18 protein-coding genes are annotated in these 17,714 nt (G+C 69.3%); 12 read left to right on the top strand and 6 right to left on the bottom strand.

Going from position 1 to position 17,714, the window contains the following annotated elements:
• The first annotated feature begins 80 nt into the window (after positions 1-80).
• The 7 genes from ACFYWX_RS36400 to ACFYWX_RS36370 all read left to right on the top strand — a co-directional run bounded on the left by ACFYWX_RS36400 (position 81) and on the right by ACFYWX_RS36370 (position 7,662).
• A complete protein-coding gene (locus ACFYWX_RS36400) occupies positions 81-632 on the top strand; it encodes a hypothetical protein (protein ID WP_389429127.1) in 552 nt (183 codons plus the stop codon).
• The gene (locus ACFYWX_RS36395; RefSeq protein WP_389429126.1) at positions 625-1,830 is read left to right on the top strand and encodes a hydroxymethylcytosylglucuronate/cytosylglucuronate synthase; all 1,206 of its coding nucleotides are present in this window, start codon (positions 625-627) and stop codon (positions 1,828-1,830) included. Before ACFYWX_RS36400 ends, ACFYWX_RS36395 begins: the two co-directional genes overlap by 8 nt.
• A 13-nt stretch (positions 1,831-1,843) precedes the next feature.
• Positions 1,844-2,839 (top strand): cytosylglucuronate decarboxylase, encoded by a 996-nt coding sequence (gene blsE, locus ACFYWX_RS36390; RefSeq protein WP_389429125.1) that lies wholly within the window; start codon positions 1,844-1,846, stop codon positions 2,837-2,839.
• Between the two features lie 3 nt (positions 2,840-2,842).
• The gene (gene blsF / locus ACFYWX_RS36385) at positions 2,843-3,799 is read left to right on the top strand and encodes a CGA synthase-related protein (RefSeq protein ID WP_389429124.1); all 957 of its coding nucleotides are present in this window, start codon (positions 2,843-2,845) and stop codon (positions 3,797-3,799) included.
• A gap of 59 nt (positions 3,800-3,858) precedes the next feature.
• Positions 3,859-5,022 carry a DegT/DnrJ/EryC1/StrS family aminotransferase gene (locus tag ACFYWX_RS36380; protein ID WP_389429123.1) on the top strand — a complete coding sequence of 388 codons (1,164 nt, stop codon included), beginning with the start codon at positions 3,859-3,861 and terminating at the stop codon, positions 5,020-5,022.
• Positions 5,023-5,066: 44 nt separating this feature from the next.
• Complete coding sequence (locus ACFYWX_RS36375) at positions 5,067-6,314, top strand: MFS transporter (RefSeq protein ID WP_389429122.1); 1,248 nt, start codon at positions 5,067-5,069, stop codon at positions 6,312-6,314.
• A gap of 88 nt (positions 6,315-6,402) precedes the next feature.
• The gene (locus ACFYWX_RS36370; protein ID WP_389429121.1) at positions 6,403-7,662 is read left to right on the top strand and encodes an ATP-grasp domain-containing protein; all 1,260 of its coding nucleotides are present in this window, start codon (positions 6,403-6,405) and stop codon (positions 7,660-7,662) included.
• A gap of 147 nt (positions 7,663-7,809) precedes the next feature.
• Here ACFYWX_RS36370 and ACFYWX_RS36365 read toward each other — a convergent pair whose 3' ends face one another.
• The 6 genes from ACFYWX_RS36365 to ACFYWX_RS36340 all read right to left on the bottom strand — a co-directional run bounded on the left by ACFYWX_RS36365 (position 7,810) and on the right by ACFYWX_RS36340 (position 13,369).
• Positions 7,810-9,678: a hypothetical protein gene (locus ACFYWX_RS36365; RefSeq protein ID WP_389429120.1), complete on the bottom strand. Its 1,869-nt coding sequence runs from the start codon at positions 9,676-9,678 to the stop codon at positions 7,810-7,812.
• A 168-nt stretch (positions 9,679-9,846) separates the two neighbouring features.
• Complete coding sequence (locus tag ACFYWX_RS36360) at positions 9,847-10,041, bottom strand: hypothetical protein (protein ID WP_389429119.1); 195 nt, start codon at positions 10,039-10,041, stop codon at positions 9,847-9,849.
• Positions 10,042-10,058: 17 nt separating this feature from the next.
• The gene (locus ACFYWX_RS36355; protein WP_389429118.1) at positions 10,059-10,697 is read right to left on the bottom strand and encodes a class I SAM-dependent methyltransferase; all 639 of its coding nucleotides are present in this window, start codon (positions 10,695-10,697) and stop codon (positions 10,059-10,061) included.
• Positions 10,698-10,957: 260 nt separating this feature from the next.
• Complete coding sequence (locus ACFYWX_RS36350) at positions 10,958-12,064, bottom strand: beta-methylarginine biosynthesis bifunctional aminotransferase (protein ID WP_389429117.1); 1,107 nt, start codon at positions 12,062-12,064, stop codon at positions 10,958-10,960.
• Positions 12,061-13,074: a 2-ketoarginine methyltransferase gene (locus tag ACFYWX_RS36345; RefSeq protein WP_389429116.1), complete on the bottom strand. Its 1,014-nt coding sequence runs from the start codon at positions 13,072-13,074 to the stop codon at positions 12,061-12,063. The genes ACFYWX_RS36350 and ACFYWX_RS36345 overlap by 4 nt, the downstream gene beginning before the upstream one ends.
• Positions 13,067-13,369, bottom strand: coding sequence for a hypothetical protein (locus ACFYWX_RS36340; RefSeq protein WP_389429115.1), 303 nt, complete (start codon positions 13,367-13,369; stop codon positions 13,067-13,069). The genes ACFYWX_RS36345 and ACFYWX_RS36340 overlap by 8 nt, the downstream gene beginning before the upstream one ends.
• 379 nt (positions 13,370-13,748) lie before the next feature.
• Here ACFYWX_RS36340 and ACFYWX_RS36335 point away from each other — a divergent pair, with 379 nt between their 5' ends.
• The 5 genes from ACFYWX_RS36335 to ACFYWX_RS36315 all read left to right on the top strand — a co-directional run bounded on the left by ACFYWX_RS36335 (position 13,749) and on the right by ACFYWX_RS36315 (position 17,511).
• A complete protein-coding gene (locus tag ACFYWX_RS36335; RefSeq protein WP_389429114.1) occupies positions 13,749-14,525 on the top strand; it encodes an MBL fold metallo-hydrolase in 777 nt (258 codons plus the stop codon).
• 147 nt (positions 14,526-14,672) lie between these two features.
• On the top strand, positions 14,673-15,437 hold the full coding sequence (locus ACFYWX_RS36330; protein WP_389429113.1) for a HipA family kinase: 765 nt from the start codon (positions 14,673-14,675) through the stop codon (positions 15,435-15,437).
• Positions 15,434-15,850: a DUF3037 domain-containing protein gene (locus ACFYWX_RS36325; protein WP_389429112.1), complete on the top strand. Its 417-nt coding sequence runs from the start codon at positions 15,434-15,436 to the stop codon at positions 15,848-15,850. The genes ACFYWX_RS36330 and ACFYWX_RS36325 overlap by 4 nt, the downstream gene beginning before the upstream one ends.
• 126 nt (positions 15,851-15,976) lie before the next feature.
• Positions 15,977-16,738, top strand: a complete 762-nt coding sequence (gene fabG / locus ACFYWX_RS36320) for a 3-oxoacyl-ACP reductase FabG (protein WP_389429111.1) — start codon at positions 15,977-15,979, stop codon at positions 16,736-16,738.
• An 11-nt stretch (positions 16,739-16,749) separates the two neighbouring features.
• The gene (locus tag ACFYWX_RS36315; RefSeq protein ID WP_389429110.1) at positions 16,750-17,511 is read left to right on the top strand and encodes an SDR family oxidoreductase; all 762 of its coding nucleotides are present in this window, start codon (positions 16,750-16,752) and stop codon (positions 17,509-17,511) included.
• Positions 17,512-17,714: the final 203 nt, after the last annotated feature.

The following is a 17,714-nucleotide window of genomic DNA, read 5'->3' as shown; positions in this document are numbered from 1 at the left end:
CCCTTGTCCATGACACGTGTCAGGGGATGTTCTGATCACTCCGCGAACGCCGGCAGAAATGGACCGAGGTGTTCAGGCATATGTCGCATGTCTTTCTCGCTGCCCCATACACACAGTGGATGGACTGGTCTACCGGAGAGCTGAATCCCGGCCGTAAGAACTACCTTCAGACACTTCGACAGGCATTCATCGACCGAGGGCACGCGGTATTCAACGCGCATCAGAACGAACAGTGGGGCAGGGGCTGGCTCGCGCCCGAAGTCTGCACACCCGCGGACTTCCTCGCCGTGTCGAACGCGGATGTGCTGTGCGTCATTGTCAGCGAGCCGCCGTCCCCCGGCGTGATGGTCGAGGTCGGCTGGGCGTCGGCACTGGGGGTTCCGATCGTTCTGCTCCAGGAAGGCGAGTCCGTTCCGGCCCTGGTGGCCGGTATCGGCGAAGTCACCAGTACGACGCGCTGCCGTCTCCCGCAGGAGCTGACCGAGGACAATCTCGCCGACATTCTGACGGCCGTGGAGAAGGCGGCTTCGGCCCAGCGGACTCCACGGGTGACCGAGCCGGTCGCCGGCTATCCGAAGACCTTGCTCCCGTACGGCTACGAGGCAGCCCAGCAGCCCATCGACCATGTCTGACCAGCAGGCGCGCGCAGGCTCGCGTCCGCTGCGGATCCTCGCTTCGGGAGTGAACTTCGGGTGGGGGAGCGCCGGCAAACTCTCCAGCGTGCTCCGGGCGCTCAGCTCCCGAGCGGACCTGGAGGTCACCGGAATCGGCACCGAGCTGGGGCGGCCCGTCCTGGCCGGCCTCGGCATCACACGCTGGCGGACCGTCGACGCCTCGGACGCGGCTACGGTGGACGCGCTGGTCTCCGAACTGGCGCCGGACCTGGCGCTGGTGATCCTGGACCCGGAACTGGCCACAGCATTGCAAGGCGCCGGCTGCCCTGTGGTCTACGTCGACAGCCTCCCGTTCCTGTGGACCGAGCACGACCCCTTGCCCGTCGACGTCGAGCTGTACTGCGCCCAGCGCACGCTGCCCCTGCCGCCCGCCGCCAAGACCGCCATGGGCCGGGTGAGGAACCTGACGTGGGTCCCGCCCATCGTCCCCGACTCCGCCGGTCTGGCACGGGCGGCGCTACGGGCCGAGAGCGGCGCGGTCGGCCGGGACGCCGGCCTCGCCGTCCTCAACCTCGGCGGGCTGCACTCCCCGTTCACCGGCAGCACCGACGACTCGTATCAGCGGCTGGTCCTGAAGCCCGCACTCGACGCCGTGTCGAGGGTGGGAGTCGAACGGGTGGTGATCACCGGGAACCTGCCGCCGGATACCGAGCTGCCCTCGCCCGGCGCGATGACCGTGGAAGCCCGCAGGTGCGCCCACGACGACTTCGTCGACCTTCTGCTGAGAGCCGGATGGATCGTGACGTCACCGGGGCTGACCACCCTGCTGGAGATCGCGGCGGTCGACAGGAACGCGGTGCTGCTGCCGCCGCAGAACCTCAGCCAGGTGCTCAACGCAGACCTGGTCGAGCACGCCTGCTCCGCGCGGCTGCGTACCTCCTGGCCGGACCGGGTGCTCACGCGCGCGAGCATCGACGCCTGGCACCGCCAGGGCGAGGAGTACGCCGTCGAGCGCATGCGCGCGCGCATCGCCGCCGCCCGCGCCGGGCACCTGCGCCACGTCGTGACGCGCGAGCTGACCACCGGCATCGACAAGGGGCTCGACCTGCTGGCGAACGGTGCCCCGTCCTTCGCTCGCATCGCCCAGGACTTCGGCGGCGCCGAGCGAGTCGCGGCAGAGATCCTGTCCCGCGTGCCCGCGACCGCTGCTGCTTGAAATGTGGGGACCCATGACGAACACCCGGAACAAGTACCTGTTCATTCGCATCCTTGAAGCGTGCAATGCCGACTGCTTCATGTGCGAGTACGCCCTGTCCCGTGACACGTACCGGTTCTCGCCCGAGGATTTCGCCGAGTTGCTTCCGGAAGCGGTCTCGGCCGGAGTGGGATACGTGCGGTTCACCGGCGGTGAGCCACTGATGCACCGCGAGATCGTCGAACTCGTGCGCATGGGCGCCGAGCACGGGATGAAGATGTCCCTCATCACCAACGGCATGTTCCTGCCGCGCTTCGTGGACCGGCTCGCCGAGTCCGGGCTCGCCCAGGTGATCGTGAGCATCGACGGATCCTCGGGAGAAACCCACGACGTGTACCGCCGTTCCCCAGGAATGTTCGCAGCCGGCTTGGAGGGCCTGCGGCGGGCCGGCGCACTGGGAATCGTCCCCCGGGTCAACACCGTCGTCGGCCCGCACAATTACGGGCAGATGCACGAGCTGCAGGGCGTGCTCACCGAGGCGGGCGTCCAGCAGTGGGAGCTGTCGGCCATCAAACTCGGCCGGGACATCCGCTACCCGGATCCCGCCGACGTCCTGGCGGCGTGCGAGCCCCTCTACCGAGCCGACCCGGAGACAACGCTGGTCCCGCTGGGAAAGCGGTTCTACGGTGACACCCCCGAGGAACAGAGGCTCTACTTCGAGGAATCGATCACGCCCCGGCCCTCCGGGCCGCTGTGCCTGGTGACCGACGACGTCATCTACCTCGACGGCAAGAACGGCCGCGCCTTCTCCTGCAGTTGCCTCCCGCACGCGGAAGACGACTTGGGCCCCGGGGGCGCCCCGCTGCACAACGCCTCCGGCAAGGTGGAACTGGCCGGTCCCGTCTTCCGCGAGCACGCCGACGCCTTCAAGACGAACGGCCCCACCATGTGCAACGGCTGCTCCGCCACTGCCGCCGGGTACAGCGACGACCTCGCCCGGCTCGGCGCCGTCCCGGAATGGAGCTACTGACCCATGGGGACACGGCTCAGCTCCGTACAGACGGGCCTGACGGTCCTGGCGGCCGCCTTGCCGGACGATCCCGAATCGCAGACCGTACTCGGCTGGATCTGCGCTCATCTGACCGAAGTCGAGCTGGTGCCCGGCCAGGCGCCAGGCAGCCCCGGCGCCGAGTCGCCGGGCGCACCGGCCCGTGTCGCGGTCATCTGCGACGACACCCACCTCGCGGAGCACACCGAACGGGCCAGCACTCCGGTGGTCTTCGTGTCCAGTACCGGGGTTCCGCCCGCGAAGGGCTGGCCCGCCGCCCGCATCCGCAGCCTGCACCGGCCCGGCTGGCTGCCAGGCGCACGGCACCCGGGCGTCCACCAGGCCGGGACGGTCGCGCCGCCCCGTGCGGTCCGGGCCGGGAGCGGCCGCGGGGCCCTGATCCGCCTTGCCGTGCCGGAGGCCGGGGGCACGGCGGACAGCTCCCGTCTCCTGCGCACGGCAGCGGACGCGCTGGCGGAAGCCGCCGACTTCCCGGTCTTCGCCGTGCACCTGTGCGGCCCGGGGAGCGCGCAGGCCACCGAAGAGGTCACCGCGCTGGTGCCGGGGGCCACCGTGTACCAGGACCAAGATCCGGCGGCCGAACGGGCACTCTCCGATGCCTCCCTGCTGGTCTCCTCGCCGGCCCTGACGAGTGTGACACTGGCCCAGACGGCGCGGATTCCGCTCGCCCTGCTGCCCCCGCTCGGCGCCCACCAGCAGCAGGCCGCGGCCGTGCTCGACTCCGCGGGCGCTCCCTTGACCATGCTCAGCGGCGACCGCGCCCGCCGGACGGACGAGGCCGAAGCACTGCGCCGCGCCCTCGACGCGCCGGACGAACTGGCGCACTGGGCCGACACCGGTCAACAGGCCGTCGGCGACGACCGGCGCGGGGCACAGCGCATCGCCCGCAAAGTCCGTCAGCTGCTGCTCGCCCCCATGTGACCCGGATCAGCCGACGTGCCGCGGCAACGCGGCGCCCCGCACCGATTGTTGGAGCCACCATGCTGCGCAGACTGCCTTACGGAGCGAACTACCTGCAGTGGGAGGAGATGCCGGAGCTTCGCGGCGCCGTCGAGGACAAGGCGCTCTTCAGGTACATCTCTTCCGACATCAGCGTCTCCAGCCGGTTGGAGCAACTGGTCCAGGAGCGGCTGGGCGCCACCAGGGCACTGGCCGTGCACAACGGAACCGAGGCACTGCGCCTCGCCCTCATGGGCACCCGCCCCTCCGCAGGGGATCCCGTGTACATACCGGCGGTCACCTTCGTCGCCGTCGCCGGCGCCGTGCTCTCCTGCGGCCTCGTGCCGGTGCCGGTGGACGTGGACGAGCGGTGCGCCCTGGACCCGACGCTGCTGCCCGCGGACGCGCAGCGTGTGATCGTCGCCCACATGGAAGGCATGGTCGGGCCCCTCCCGCAAGGCATTCCCTACCTGATCGAGGACACCGCCCAGGCCATGGGCGGTCGGCACGCCGACGGCCGGCACGCCGGAACGGCCGGATACGCGGGAACCTTCAGTTTCCACCACGCGAAGGTGCTCACCTCGGGCGAGGGCGGACTCGTCGTCGTCCGGGACCCGGACGACTGGGAACTGCTGCGCTCGTACCACGACCACGGATCCGACCGGGAGCACGGCAAGTACCCGGTCTGGCGCGAAGGCGCCTTCTACGGTGAGAACTTCTGCGCCAACGAGGCAGTGGCCGCGGTCCAGCTCCAGCAGTTCCGGCACCTCGACGAAATCCTGGCGAGCCTGGAGCGGCATCACCGGATGCTTTCCACGGAGCTGCCCGACCGTCCGGACATCCGCCAGGTGTCCCGTACCGACGGGGACGTGAAGGTGAGCGTCCGGATCGAGCTGGAGTCCCGCGAGCTGCGGGACCGCGCGCTGACCGCGCTGACCGACCGTGGCCTGCCGTGCTGGACGCTGGACAAGTACTTCCTGCCCGAGCATCCCGTGGTGCGGGACCGTGCGTCCGTCTACGCCGACGGGTTCCCGTGGAACCTCGACGACGGCTCGGACCGCTACCGGCCCCGCAGCCGTGACGGCTTCCGGGCCACCAGCCACCGGCTCGGGCGCACGCTCTGTCTGCCCCTGGCCCCGGAGCTGGACGGGACCGGCCAGGCCCAGGCGGCCAAGGAAGTGGCAGCCACGCTGGCCGCGCTGTAGCCCGACCGCACCCCTGCCGCATCCCGCCCCTCGAAGGAAGAGACGTGTCCTCTGGCGTTTCCCGGTTCACCGATCTGCTGCGCCACCGCCTCGTGCAGGGGCCTGTGCTCTGGGGCCTGATCGGCCGGCTGCCGCTGTATCTCGTGAGTCTGGCGCTGACTCTTCACCTGCTGGACGAGGGTCTGAGCTATGCGTCGGCCGGACTCGTGCTCGCCGCCTACACCGTGGGCACGGCCACGCTCGGTCCCGTGATCGCCCGCCGTATCGACCGGCACGGCCAGCCGCCGATGCTCGTCCTGACAGCCGTCGTACATCCCGTGGCACTCGCGGGAGCGGTGTACGCGGCGTCCGGCCCGAGACTCGTGCTGCTGGCGCTGGCCTTCGTGGCCGGCGGCACGATCCCCCCGGTCAGCCAGGTGATCCGGGCGCTGTGGAGCACCCTTCCACTGAGCAGGGACGAACGCTCCACCGCGTACTCACTGGAGTCCGTCTTCGCCGAACTCTTCGTCATCGGCGGCCCGTTGCTGCTCAGCGTGCTGATGGCGCTGGGCGACTCCGGCACTGCCGCCGTGGTGGGCGGAGTCCTGTCCGGCTTCGGCGGCCTCGGTCTGGCCACCACGCGAGCCTCCCGCCAGTGGGTGCCCGAGCCCATGGCGCGACGCGATCTGCTGGGCGCCCTGCGCTCACGTCCCCTGCTGATCCTGCTGGTGCTGCTCGCCCTGTCCGCCCTGTGTCTCGGGGTGCTCAACCTGGCGCTCGCGGCCTTCGTCGAGGACAACGGCTCGGCGGGCGACGTGGGGCTCCTGTTCGGCGCCTCGGGCGTCGGCGGGGCAATCGGCGGTCTGTGGTACGGCAGTCGGCCCGGCACGACCCCGAAAGGCCGTCAACTGCCCGTTGCTTGCGCCGCCTTCACCCTGGCCGGCGCGGCACCCTTGGCGGCCTGGGACTTCTGGTCGATGGCGGTGGCCATGGCGATCCAGGGCTCCTCGATCGCCCCGTTGACCGCCATCCTCTACGACCTGGTCGGCTCGGCCGCTCTGCCAGGCACCGTCTCCGAAGCCTTCACCTGGGTGCTGACCGCCACCACCACAGGCGGAGCGGTGGGATCGCAGCTGGCCGGGGCGTTGATCGGCCGCTTCGGCTGGTCCGCCGGATTCGTGCTGGGAGTGCTCAGCGGCTGCTGCGCGACGTTCCTGGCCTTCGCCGTGAGCCGTCGCATGGTGGCCCTGACCGAGGCGAGCCTGTCCGGCGCCGCGCACACGGATCCGTCCGCCCTGGAACTCGACACGTGAGGAGAAGCAACGGAAACGACGACGCGTTCCTCCGCGGGGCATCCACGCGTCAGCCACCCCACCGGTCCACTATCACTGGAGTTCCCTCATGACGACCCACATGACGACCCCGGCCCCCGGGGCATCCGCCCTCCCGGTAGTTCTGCTGGTGGACGGCAGGCCGTCCACCTTCGTGCGCAACGCGCTGAGCAGGGACGACGTGCACATCGTGCTGCTGCGGTTCGCCTCGGCCATCAAGGACCTCCCCCAGGACTACCTGGACCTCACGGCCCACCTGCCCGTGTTCCTCGCCCAGGACGAGAATCTCGCCGAGGAGGCGGAGCGCTACCTGAAGTGGACCGGGACGCTGGAACACGTGCCCACCTACTTCTGCAATCCGCAGGAGCCGCTACAGGAAGTGGCCCAGCCCTTCGCCGAGTTGGTGGGGCTGCCGCATCTCACGCGGGAGCAGGTCACGTGGGTCCGGCACAAGACGGCGATGAAGGACAGGTTCGCGGAGATCGGGCTGCGGTGTGCTGCCTACCGGGAGATCGAATCGCTCGACGACGTGGCCCGGTTCGCCGACGAGCAGGGCTGGCCGGTCGTCCTCAAGCCCATCGACTCCTTCGCCTGCATCGGGACCTACCGGATCGAAGGGCCGGACGACCTGGCGAAGGTCCCGGAGCCGGATCCGGGACGCCGCTGGATGGTGGAGGAGTACATCCAGGGTACGGAGTACCAACTGTGCGCGCTCGTCTCGGGCGGCAAGGTCGTGGACTCCTACCTGTCATTGAACCCGGCGCCGATCCTGGAGGTCCTGGACGGGGCGATCAACGCCAACATCACCTTTGCCCCCGGCGAGGAACTGCCGCTGGACGTACAGTCGGTCACCCAGGAACTGGTCGACGGTCTCGGCCTCGACCACGGCTACTTCCATGCGGAGTGCTTCCTGATGCGCGACGGGACGCTGTGCGTGGGCGAGGCCGCCGCCCGGATCACCGGCTGCGAGGTGCCGGCGAACCACGGTCTCTCCCGTGGCTTCGACATCCACCGGGCCACGCTCGACACCTATCTCGGACGCACACCCGCTCTCGCATACTCGGAGGACCGGGCCGTCGGCGATCTGCTGTTGCCGGTGAAACCGGGGAAGGTCGTGCGCATCAGCACCGAGGAGGAACTGCTCCGGCTGCCCGGCGTCCTCGCCGTACATCTGAAGCTGGCCGTCGGGGACGTCGCCGAGCCGCCGCGTGCCTCCCACGCCTCGTCGGGATACGCCCACGTCACAGGGCGTACGGCCGCCGAGGCCGAGGAAAGGATGCGGGGCGTACTGGAACACTTCGTGCTGCAGACGGAGTCCGTGGAGCCATGACCTGGGCCGCGACCCCCGGCGGGGTCGCGACACTGCCTCAGGATGTGAGGGTGCGCTCGGTGATCCGGCGCGCGTGAGGAAGGGCGTCACGGAAGCCGGACCGGCCTCCGTGACGCCCTTCCTCAGGGACTTCAGGTCGTCATGGCGTCACGCCGAGGGCCCGGCGGCGGGGAGGACGCCGAAGTCCCAGCGTGCCACCGAGAGCCCGAGGTCCTGAACGGCGAAGGCCGTGAGGTAGTACGCCTGCGGGTACGCCCCGGCATCGACGACGAGGGAGAACTCCACCTCGTGCCACTGCCCGCCGACCGCACGGATCTTGCGCTGCTGCGGAGTCACGGTGCACTCCGAGCGCAAGTGACGGGGCACGAACACCCCGAGCCGCACGGGCCCCCGCCGTTCGGCGCGCACCCGCACGCGTGCGTTCAGGTGCGCGCCCGCGGACACCTCCTCCGCGGCCTCGACGTGCAGTTCGGGCGAGTCGGCGAGCCGGTACGCCATGTCACCGCACCGGACGCAGACGGTGCAGACCGTGTCCAGTGCCGTGGGCACCAGAGCCCGTTTCACGAACTGCCGGGCAGGCCGGCCACAGTGACACAGCACGTCGGCGACGGATTCGGGGTCGACGGTGCTGCGCTGCCCGAAATAGGCGTGGCAGTCGGCGAATTCGGTTTCCGGGTTCCCCACGATCTCCGCGGTGATCGCGTGATCGAGCGACTGGAGATCGTCGGACAGCCCCCGCAGGATCGCCGACTCGCCCTCCGCGGCCGTGGCCTGGCGGGTCACCCAGCGCTCGGCCTTGCCCGCGAGCCTGGTGAGCCGTGGACGCAACGGATGCCTCGCCGGAAGCAGGCCGCCGGCGAGGTAAGCGGTCAGCCGGGAGGACGTGGACAGCACCAGCGGGTCGGGAACCTGGGGCGTGGGATCGGGGCGGGCTCCCCGGTCGTCGGCCATGCCGAAGTGCCAGTAGGCGGGGTCCGGCTGTGCGGTGGTGATCGTGGCGTTGAGGCTCGTCGCGGAGGGGGCTTCGGCCTCCACCGCTCGCATCCAGATTGCGTTCTCGGGGCGGGCCGAGTCGTGCACGGTCGGTGCGGCCACGACGTCCCTGGCCGCACCGTCGATGGCGTTGAGCAGCAGCTGGTACCTGGGGTCGTAGGCGACGGCATCGGCGAACGGACCGTTGTTGCACGAGCTGAGCACGACTTCGACGGCCTGAACCTGGTTCAGGGGGATCAGCTTCTCCCGAGGCTTGTAGCAGTCGGGTCCGTAGGCGCAGCGCGGACCCAGCAGCTCCGGACGGCGGGGCGCCGCGGGGTTGAGCCCACAGATGGTGAAGTCCGCGAGGTTGACCGAGTCGTCACGACCGTGCCCCTGCAGGAGCAGCCGTCGCCAACGCCCCTCGAGGAGCCGGGCGCCGATGTCCTGGCGCTCCAGAGCGCGGTCGTCGTAGACCTGCACCTTCCCCAGGGCATCCGGGCGGTCGGTGGACGTGAACAGGCCCGACGCGTCGACCGCGGGATCCGGCAGGCAGAACTGCTTGGCGGTGAACCACGCCATCGACGCGACGTCCCGGCCGGTCAGGAACCCCACCTGCTGGCCACCGCCCCGATGGGCCTGCCGCACGAGCTCCAGGACCGGGTCCGAGGTCAGGCGCGGGTACACGGCGACGACCAGCAGGGACCGCGCGCCGGGCGGGCCTTCGTCGAGGAGCCGGCTGCTCAGTTCCTTCTCGTCCAGCCATTGACGAGCAAGCGGCCCGATCAACGACCGCAAACCCGCCGGGAGTTCGTCGCCCCCCAGGAGCACGCCCCGCGCGTACGGCGCCGGCCGCGCGATGCCGCAGTAGAGCCCGGCCGCCAGTTGCATGGCGGACAGCAGATCGGCGCGGCCGTCCACCCACACCGGGACGGATTCCGGGCGGGGGGACGCGAGGAAACGCGCGACAGCTTCGGCGTATTCGGCATCCCCGTCGATCGGGGTGAACAAAGTCGTGGAAACCTCGGTCAGAGAACTTGACATGGTTGGTCGGTTCCTCGTGGAGTCGGGCGCCTCCCGGGACGGGCGAGTGCGGTGAGCGCGGCGGACCGGTCACGCACATGGATGCGGCGAGGGCGCCTGCTCACCGCCCCCGCCGCGCATGTCATGACGTCGATCCGTGGCAGAACGGGCTCGCGTCCGGCCCGGCCGTCAGTCGGTCACCGGGGCCGGGAAAAACGCCGTGATGTCGCTTTCCGGCACCCAGATCGGCCGCTCTTTGGCGATGATCAGGTACCGCTGGAGGTTCTTCTCGTCGTCCCAGGAAACGGCGAGTACGCGGTACTTCGCCTTGCCCCCGATGTTGACCTCGACGTCGCCGGCTACGCCGGTGAAGTGGAGCGGCATGACTTTCTCCTTCGGGGTCAGTGACGGTTGGTGAAGCACTGGAGGTAGGCCATGCCGGACGGCTTGCCCTCCAGATAGCTGGTGGTCGAGTAGCTGCCGTAGGAGTGACGCTCGATCAGAACCTCGTCGAAGTACGGCTCCCAGCGGGGTTCGATCTTCGGTTCGGTCACGAAGAAGGACATGAAGCGGCCTCCGGGGGCGAGGACGCGCGTGATCTGCTCGCGCATCAGCGTGTCCCACCAGTCCGCGTCGTCTCGCATGTCCTTCGGGAGCCACGGGTCCAGCATGATGCCGTCGATGCTCCCCGTGGGAACCGACTCGATGTACTCGAAGAAGTCGGCCCGGACGATCTCGAGATGGGCCGGGAGGTCGGGGGTCGACTTCTTGAAGTCCTTGACCACCTCGTCGTAGACCTCGACGACGGTGTGCTTCTTCACGTTCGGCTGTTGGGCGATGGCCACGGCGGAGAGCCCGAAGCCGAGCCCGCACTCCAGGAATTCGCCCCCGTTGCGGCACAGGATCTCGGCCGAGCGGCGCATCAGAGGCGCTTCCCACTGCTGCATGGCCTGTGACCCGTCGATGTACAGGGTCTTCTCTCCGGACTCGGAATTCCTGACTGCGATATCCGGCGCAGTGGGCTGTGCAGGATGCTTCACGATGTTTCCTTACCTGTCGGGAATCACTGGTTGAATGACGCAGAAATACGGCGTGCATTCACGTGAACGAATCGCACATGAGGCCGCGTTGTGAGTCCGGGCGCCGCTTGGCCGGTTGTTTCGTTCACCGTAGCCAGGTGCCTGGACGAGCGGTGGGAACGGCAGGGTCGGGCATCTGCAGTGCGGGAACATGCAGCATGCCCAAAGGTGGGCAAAGACGTTTGAACCACCCGGATCGTCGGGCCCGGTGACCGTACGGGTCAGCCGACCGCCGCGGAACGGCGCAGCCGCTCACTGACTGCGGAAACGGCCTCCAGGGACCGGGTGAGGAAAGCGGGTTCCACACCCGTCGGGACACGGATGTGGCGGGAGCCCGCGGGATGGTAGTGGGCGCTCGTGGTGACGACGAGCCGGTGCTCCGCCATCAACGCGTCCGCCAACGCCTCCGTGTCCGGCACCCCGGGTTCCACCCACACATGCGTACCGCCCTGCGGAGGGGAGAATCGCATACCGTTCGCCCGTGCCCAGTCGAGCACCAGTCGATGGCCTGCCCGCACCCGCTCCGCCAGCGGCTCGTTGCCCAGTTTGCACAGCTGGGCGGCCTGGCTCTGGGCCCGCGTCGACACGGCGATGCGTTCCCACTCCATGCGTGCGGTGAGCCGGTCGACCTCCCGCGGGTCGGCGGTGATCCAGCCGACCCGCAGTCCAGGGGCGCCGTAGTTCTTGGAGAAACTGTTCAGCCCGTAGACGCCGCGCCAGTCCTCGACCAGCGCCAGCGGCGCGGCGAGGGCCGCGGGGTCGTGGACGAAGGCGTCGTAGACCAGGTCGAGGACCAGCGTGAAGCCGAGGCGGCGCTGGGCGGCGAACAGGTCGCGTGCCGTCGCCTTGTCCAGGCAGGAACCGGTCGGGTTGTGCGGGGAGTTGAGGAAGAGCAGGTCGCCCGGCCCGAGCGCGCTGAAGGAGCGCTCCTCGACGAGGTCCGGCCAGTCCAGCACCTGCAGGCCGAGCCCTACGTCCCGCAGCAGATCGGCGACGCTCAGCAGCACGGGCCCGCCGCACACCGCGCGCCGCACTCCCTTTCCGGCGAGATGACGGGCGATCAGCCCGAGCCCGTCGAAGGCACCGTTGGTCACGAGCAGCGACTCGGCGCCCACGTCGACGCCCTGCTCCCGCTGCCTCAGCCGCAGCGCCTCCAGCAGCTCCTCCGTGCCCTGGCTCGGGGCGTACTGCGCGTCCAGATCCCAGCCGACCGCCTGCAGCCTGGGTGGTTCGGGCCAGACAGGCACGTTCTCGGCCAGGATCTCCCACGGCTCCTCCGGCGAGGCCGCGACCCTTGAGAGGCGCTGTCCCAGTGGGGTCAGGCTCACTGTGCCGCACCTTCCTGCCGGGTCAGCAGGTATCCGACCTCCAGGCCGGTGGAGTCGACGCGCGGGTCGGCCACCCGCCGGGCCACCACCTGAGCGCCGGCCTCCCGGAACAGCTCCCGCCAGAACGCGTCGCTCTCCAGCCGCTGCTCGGTGAGGACGTGCAGGAGGTAATACGGGTTGTAGTAGGCCAGACCGAGGCCGTGCCGCATGACGTGCGGGTCGGCCGGGCGGTGGTCCACCTCGACGACGGCGAGGTGGCCGGAGCGGCGGAGGGCCGCGCGGACCAGTTCCACCACCGCGCCCCGTCCCTCCTGCTCCAGTACCTCCTGGAGCAGGAACGCGGCGAGACAGAGCTGGGAGGAGTCCGGCCCCGATTCCGGTGCGGCCGCCTCCCGGAGGTAGTCGGTGGCGCCGGAGCGGACGAAGCGCAGTCCTTCAGTCGCTGACTCCTGCGGGGCGTACGGGTCGATTCCGATGCCGGTGACCTTGCCCGAGCCGCCGACCAGGCCGGCGAGGAAGGTGCCGTCACCGCAGCCGAGATCCACGACGGAAGTCGGCGCGGCCGGCAGGTCGGACATCAGCTCGCGGACGAGCGGCAGCGCGTCGTACGCGCTCATTCCGCAGCTGCCGATACCCACGAGCCGGCCGTCGCGGGTCGCGTAGCCCTTGCCGTGCAGGACATTCGTGATCTGTTGGAAGGTTTCCGCGTAGCCGCCGACGAGCAGCTCGTACCAGGGCCGGTACGGGCCGAGGGCGCGCCCCTTTTCGGTGAGGGCCACCGTGTCGCCGCTCAGCGACACATAGTTCTCGTTGGCGAGGTAACGCAGGAATCCGCTGGTTCGTGACGCGTCGAGCCCCAGAGACGCGGACATGCTGGGGATCTCCCGCGGACCGTCCGTCATGCGTTCGTACAGGCCGCTGTTGAACAGGTGGTAGATGCCCTGCGCCAGCGCGAAACCACGGACGGGCTGAAGTGCCTCGATGAGCCGCAGCTCGAATCCCTCATCCATTGTACTGTCCCTCATCCGGTGAACTGCCGGCCATGGGTTGGAAGTCGATACGGACGATTTCGAGATCGCAGGTGTGCTGCAGTAGTTTTCGGAAGCGGTCGGCACGCTGCTCGGATCGTGTGCTGACGCGGATGAACGGGCGACTTCGGCCCTTCCAGTCGAGAACGCGGGAATCCGCCGCCGTAACGAAAACACAATCCTCGCGGAACTCTTCTTCCGTCAGGAGTGCGCGAATCCGTTTCTCCAGCGAGTCGCGTACTTCGCGGTGCATGCCGAAGAACTCTATCGTCGGCATTACTGCCTCATCGCCCCGTGCCCGGGGTAACTCATTGCGCTGGCGGACATCCGTCCCCAGGCGGAGTCGTTCGAGTGGTTTGACAGGTCGTCAAACATTGTCACCTGGATTCCGGCTGCCGAGAAAAGGTTACCCATGAGATCCCGCATTTCTGCATCTCGCCTCTTGTGACGCGTTGAAGCTATCAAGGCCGGGTCTCTGATGGTCGGTGAGGAAATGGGCAGGACCTGCATTGCCGAATCATGAAGAGGTGGCAAGAGATAATTTTTTGGGTGTAGGTGGAACAAATCAGGCAGGGTGGAGAGTCTCGACCGTGTCCGCCCTCCCCGCTCGGAAATCTCCTGCTCACGGCCAAGGCGCGACGCTAGGGTCTCGTGTCATGCAACTGACGGTTCTCGGTGGCTGCGGTGCGTGGCCCACAGCAGTCCAGGCATGCAGCGGCTACCTCGTCGAGTACGACGGATTCCGCCTGCTCATCGACCCCGGATATGCCACATTCCCGCGCCTGCTCCAGCACAGTACCGTCGACGCGGTCGACGCCGTGCTCGTCACCCATGGGCACCCCGACCACTGCGCCGACCTCAACCCTCTACTACGGGCCCGGGGGTTGAGCGATGACCCGCCGCCCGCTCTGCCCGTCTACGCCCCGCACGGCGCGGTCGATGCCGTTCTGGCGCTCGACAAACCGAGCATGCTCGCCAAGGCGTACCACCTTCACGGGTTCAACCCCGGCGACCGGTTCGCTATCGGTCCCTTCACCACCGACACCTGGCTCCTGCCGCACTTCGTACCCAACGCCGGCATTCGGCTCACCACACCCGAGGCCGTCCTGGCCTACACCGGCGACACCGGCCCCAGCTCCGACATCCCGCGCCTTGCGCAAGGCGTCGACCTGTTCTTGTCGGAAGCCACGTACATTCACCGAGTACCAAACGCCGACGCACCATACCTGCTGACCGCACGATTGGCCGGCCAGTACGCCCACCAGGCAGGCGCCGCCCGACTCATGCTCACCCACCTTTGGCCGGGCACGGATCCGGCCATCGCCGAAGAAGTAGCCGCGGAAGCCTTCGAGCGCCCCATTGGCGTCTCTGCCCCCGGTCTCGTCACCCACCTTCGCGAGGAGGGGCGGACGTTCGACAGCGCGATTCGGTAACGCCGTGGCGGTGAACACGTGGAACACGTCCACGTGGAAGGCCTGCTGCCCGCTGTCACGCTTGGTTACTATGCTCACTTCATGCCGGAGGCCGGCAGCAAGGGCGCAACGCCATTGCAAAACAACATGGATAGATGGCCTGGGAAAATGCTGACTGAAGTCACCGCGACCCGCTACATCACGCCCCTGCGTGAAGGGGGTTCGCTGCCGGGGCTCGTCGAGGCCGACGATCTCGGAACCTACGTCATCAAGTTCACCGGTGCGGGACAGGGGCGCAAGACGCTCGTCGCCGAGGTCGTCTGTGGTGAACTCGCCCGCCGGCTGGGCCTGAGGATGCCCCGCCTGGTCGTCGTGGGCCTCGACCCCGTGCTCGGACTCGGCGAGCCCGACCCGCAGGTGCAGGAACTGCTCAGGTCCAGCGGCGGCACCAACCTCGGCATGGACTTCCTCTCCGGCGCCCTCGGCTTCGACCCGCTCGCCTTCCCGGTGAGCCCCGAGGAGGCCGGGCGGATCGTCTGGTTCGACGCGCTGGTGAACAACGTGGACCGCTCCTGGCGCAACCCCAACCTGCTGATGTGGCGGGGCGAGCCGTGGCTCATCGACCACGGCGCCACCATGATCTGGCACCACAACTGGCCCGGCGCCGAGGCCTCCGCCGCCCGCCCCTACGACGCCTCCGAGCACGCGCTCGCGCCCTTCCGGCCCGATGCGGCGGCCGCCGCGGCGGAGCTGGCCCCGCTCGTCACCGAGGAACTCCTCGCCGAGGTCACCGCGGAGATCCCGGACGTCTGGCTGACGGACGAGCCCGGCTTCGATTCGCCCGACGACCTGAGGCGTGCCTACGCCCGCCCGCTGCTCGCGCGGGCCGCGACCATCCACGAGCGCATCCACGGCATCGAGGGGACGAAGTGACCGACCGCTACATCACCAGGGCCGGCCAGGGCGGCGACCGGGACGTCTTCGAGTACGCCCTCCTGCGCATCGTCCCGCGCGTCGAGCGCGGCGAGTGCATCAACGCCGGGGTGCTCGTGTACTGCCGCGCCCAGGCGTACGTCGGCGCGCGCACGCACCTCGACGAGACGAGGCTGCTGGCCCTCGACGCGGACGTGGACGTGGCCGGCGTACGGGCGGCGCTGAGGGCCGTGGAGGGCGTGTGCACCGGGGGTGCCGCGGCCGGGCAGGCGGCGCAGGACGACGCCGGACGGCGCTTCCGCTGGCTCATCGCGCCCCGCTCGACCGTCGTCCAGCCGGGCCCCGTGCACACCGGCCTCACCACCGATCCGGCGGCCGAGACCGAGCGGTTGCTGGACCTCCTCGTCAGGTAATGGATCACACGCGCGCCGTGTGCCGTTGACACCGCGTGCCAGGGCTTCTAGCGTCACGTCTGCTGAAGGTACTAAGCGGTCGCTCACCACATGGGCGCACTCCCTCTAGGGCGAGGAGAACCAGGAATGTCCACCACTGAGCAGCGGGTCGCCGTGGTCACCGGCGCGGCGCGCGGCATCGGCGCCGCCACCGCCGTACGACTGGCCGCCGAGGGCCGAGCGGTCGCCGTTATCGACCTCGACGAGGCCGCCTGCAAGGACACCGTGGAGCAGATCACCGCGGCGGGCGGCAAGGCCATCGCGGTCGGCGCCGACGTATCGGACGAGGCCCAGGTCGAGGCCGCGATCGCGCGGGTCGTAGCGGAGCTCGGCGCGCCGACGATCCTCGTCAACAACGCGGGCGTGCTCCGCGACAACCTGCTGTTCAAGATGAGCGCCTCCGACTGGGACACCGTCCTGAACGTGCACCTGCGCGGCTCGTTCCTGATGACCAAGGCCGTCCAGAAGCACATGGTGGACGCGGGCTTCGGCCGCGTCGTCAACCTGTCCTCGTCCTCCGCGCTCGGCAACCGGGGCCAGGCCAACTACTCCGCCGCCAAGGCCGGCCTCCAGGGCTTCACCAAGACCCTCGCCATCGAGCTCGGCAAGTTCGGCGTCACCGCCAACGCCGTCGCCCCCGGCTTCATCGCCACCGAGATGACCAAGACCACCGCCGACCGCGTCGGCATGGGCTTCGAGGAGTTCAAGGCCGCGGCCGCCACGCAGATCCCCGTGCAGCGGGTCGGCGAGCCCGAGGACATCGCCAACGCCATCGCCTTCTTCACCGCCGACGCGGCCGGATTCGTCTCCGGCCAGGTGCTGTACGTCGCCGGCGGACCGCTCGACTAGGGATCACGGACATGACTGAACTGCCCGCACTCTCCGGCAAGGTCGCCCTCGTCACCGGCGCGAGCCGCGGCATCGGCTACGGTGTCGCCGAGGCGCTCGTCGCGCGCGGCGACCGCGTCTGCATCACCGGCCGCAACGAGGAGGCGCTCAAGGAGGCCGTCGAGAAGCTCGGCTCCGACCGCGCCATCGGCGTCGCCGGCAAGGCACACGACGAGGCTCACCAGGCCGAGGCCGTCGAACGCACCATGGAGGCGTTCGGCCGCGTCGACTTCCTCGTCAACAACGCCGGTACGAACCCGGTGTTCGGCCCGATCGCCGACCTCGACCTCCAGGTGGCGCGCAAGGTCTTCGAGACCAACGTGATCTCGGCGCTCGGCTTCGCCCAGCGCACCTGGCACGCCTGGCAGAAGGACAACGGCGGCGCGATCGTCAACATCGCCTCCGTCGCCGGCCTCTCCGCCTCGCCGTTCATCGGTGCCTACGGCGTCAGCAAGGCCGCGATGATCAACCTGACCCAGCAGCTGGCGCACGAGTTCGCGCCCAAGGTGCGGGTCAACGCGATCGCCCCGGCCGTCGTGAAGACCAAGTTCGCGCAGGCCCTGTACGAGGGCCGGGAGGCGGAGGCCGCCGCGGCCTACCCGCTGGCCCGCCTCGGTGTGCCCTCCGACATCGGCGGCACCGCCGCGTTCCTCACCTCGACGCAGTCCGACTGGATCACCGGCCAGACCCTCGTCGTGGACGGCGGCATCTTCCTCAACGCCGGCGTCGCCTGACGCGCCCCCGGTCCGTTCGTCGGCAGGGGCGCTGTTTCCCCTCAGGGAACGGCGCCCCTCTCGACGTAGATGTACAAGAGTGAGCGGCGCAAGAGGCGCACAGGGCGATGACAACGTCGTCACACAGAAGGTGATCAAGACCCCTTCGCGGACCCGGTTCGTCCGGCGTGGCACTGCGGTATGGTCTGCCGACCCTTGGTATG

It is taken from the genome of Streptomyces sp. NPDC002888 (genome assembly GCF_042888465.1).
Lineage (GTDB): Bacteria > Actinomycetota > Actinomycetes > Streptomycetales > Streptomycetaceae > Streptomyces.
The sequence above is the reverse complement of the archived record's forward strand: the minus strand, read 5'-3'. Positions and strand labels throughout refer to the sequence as shown.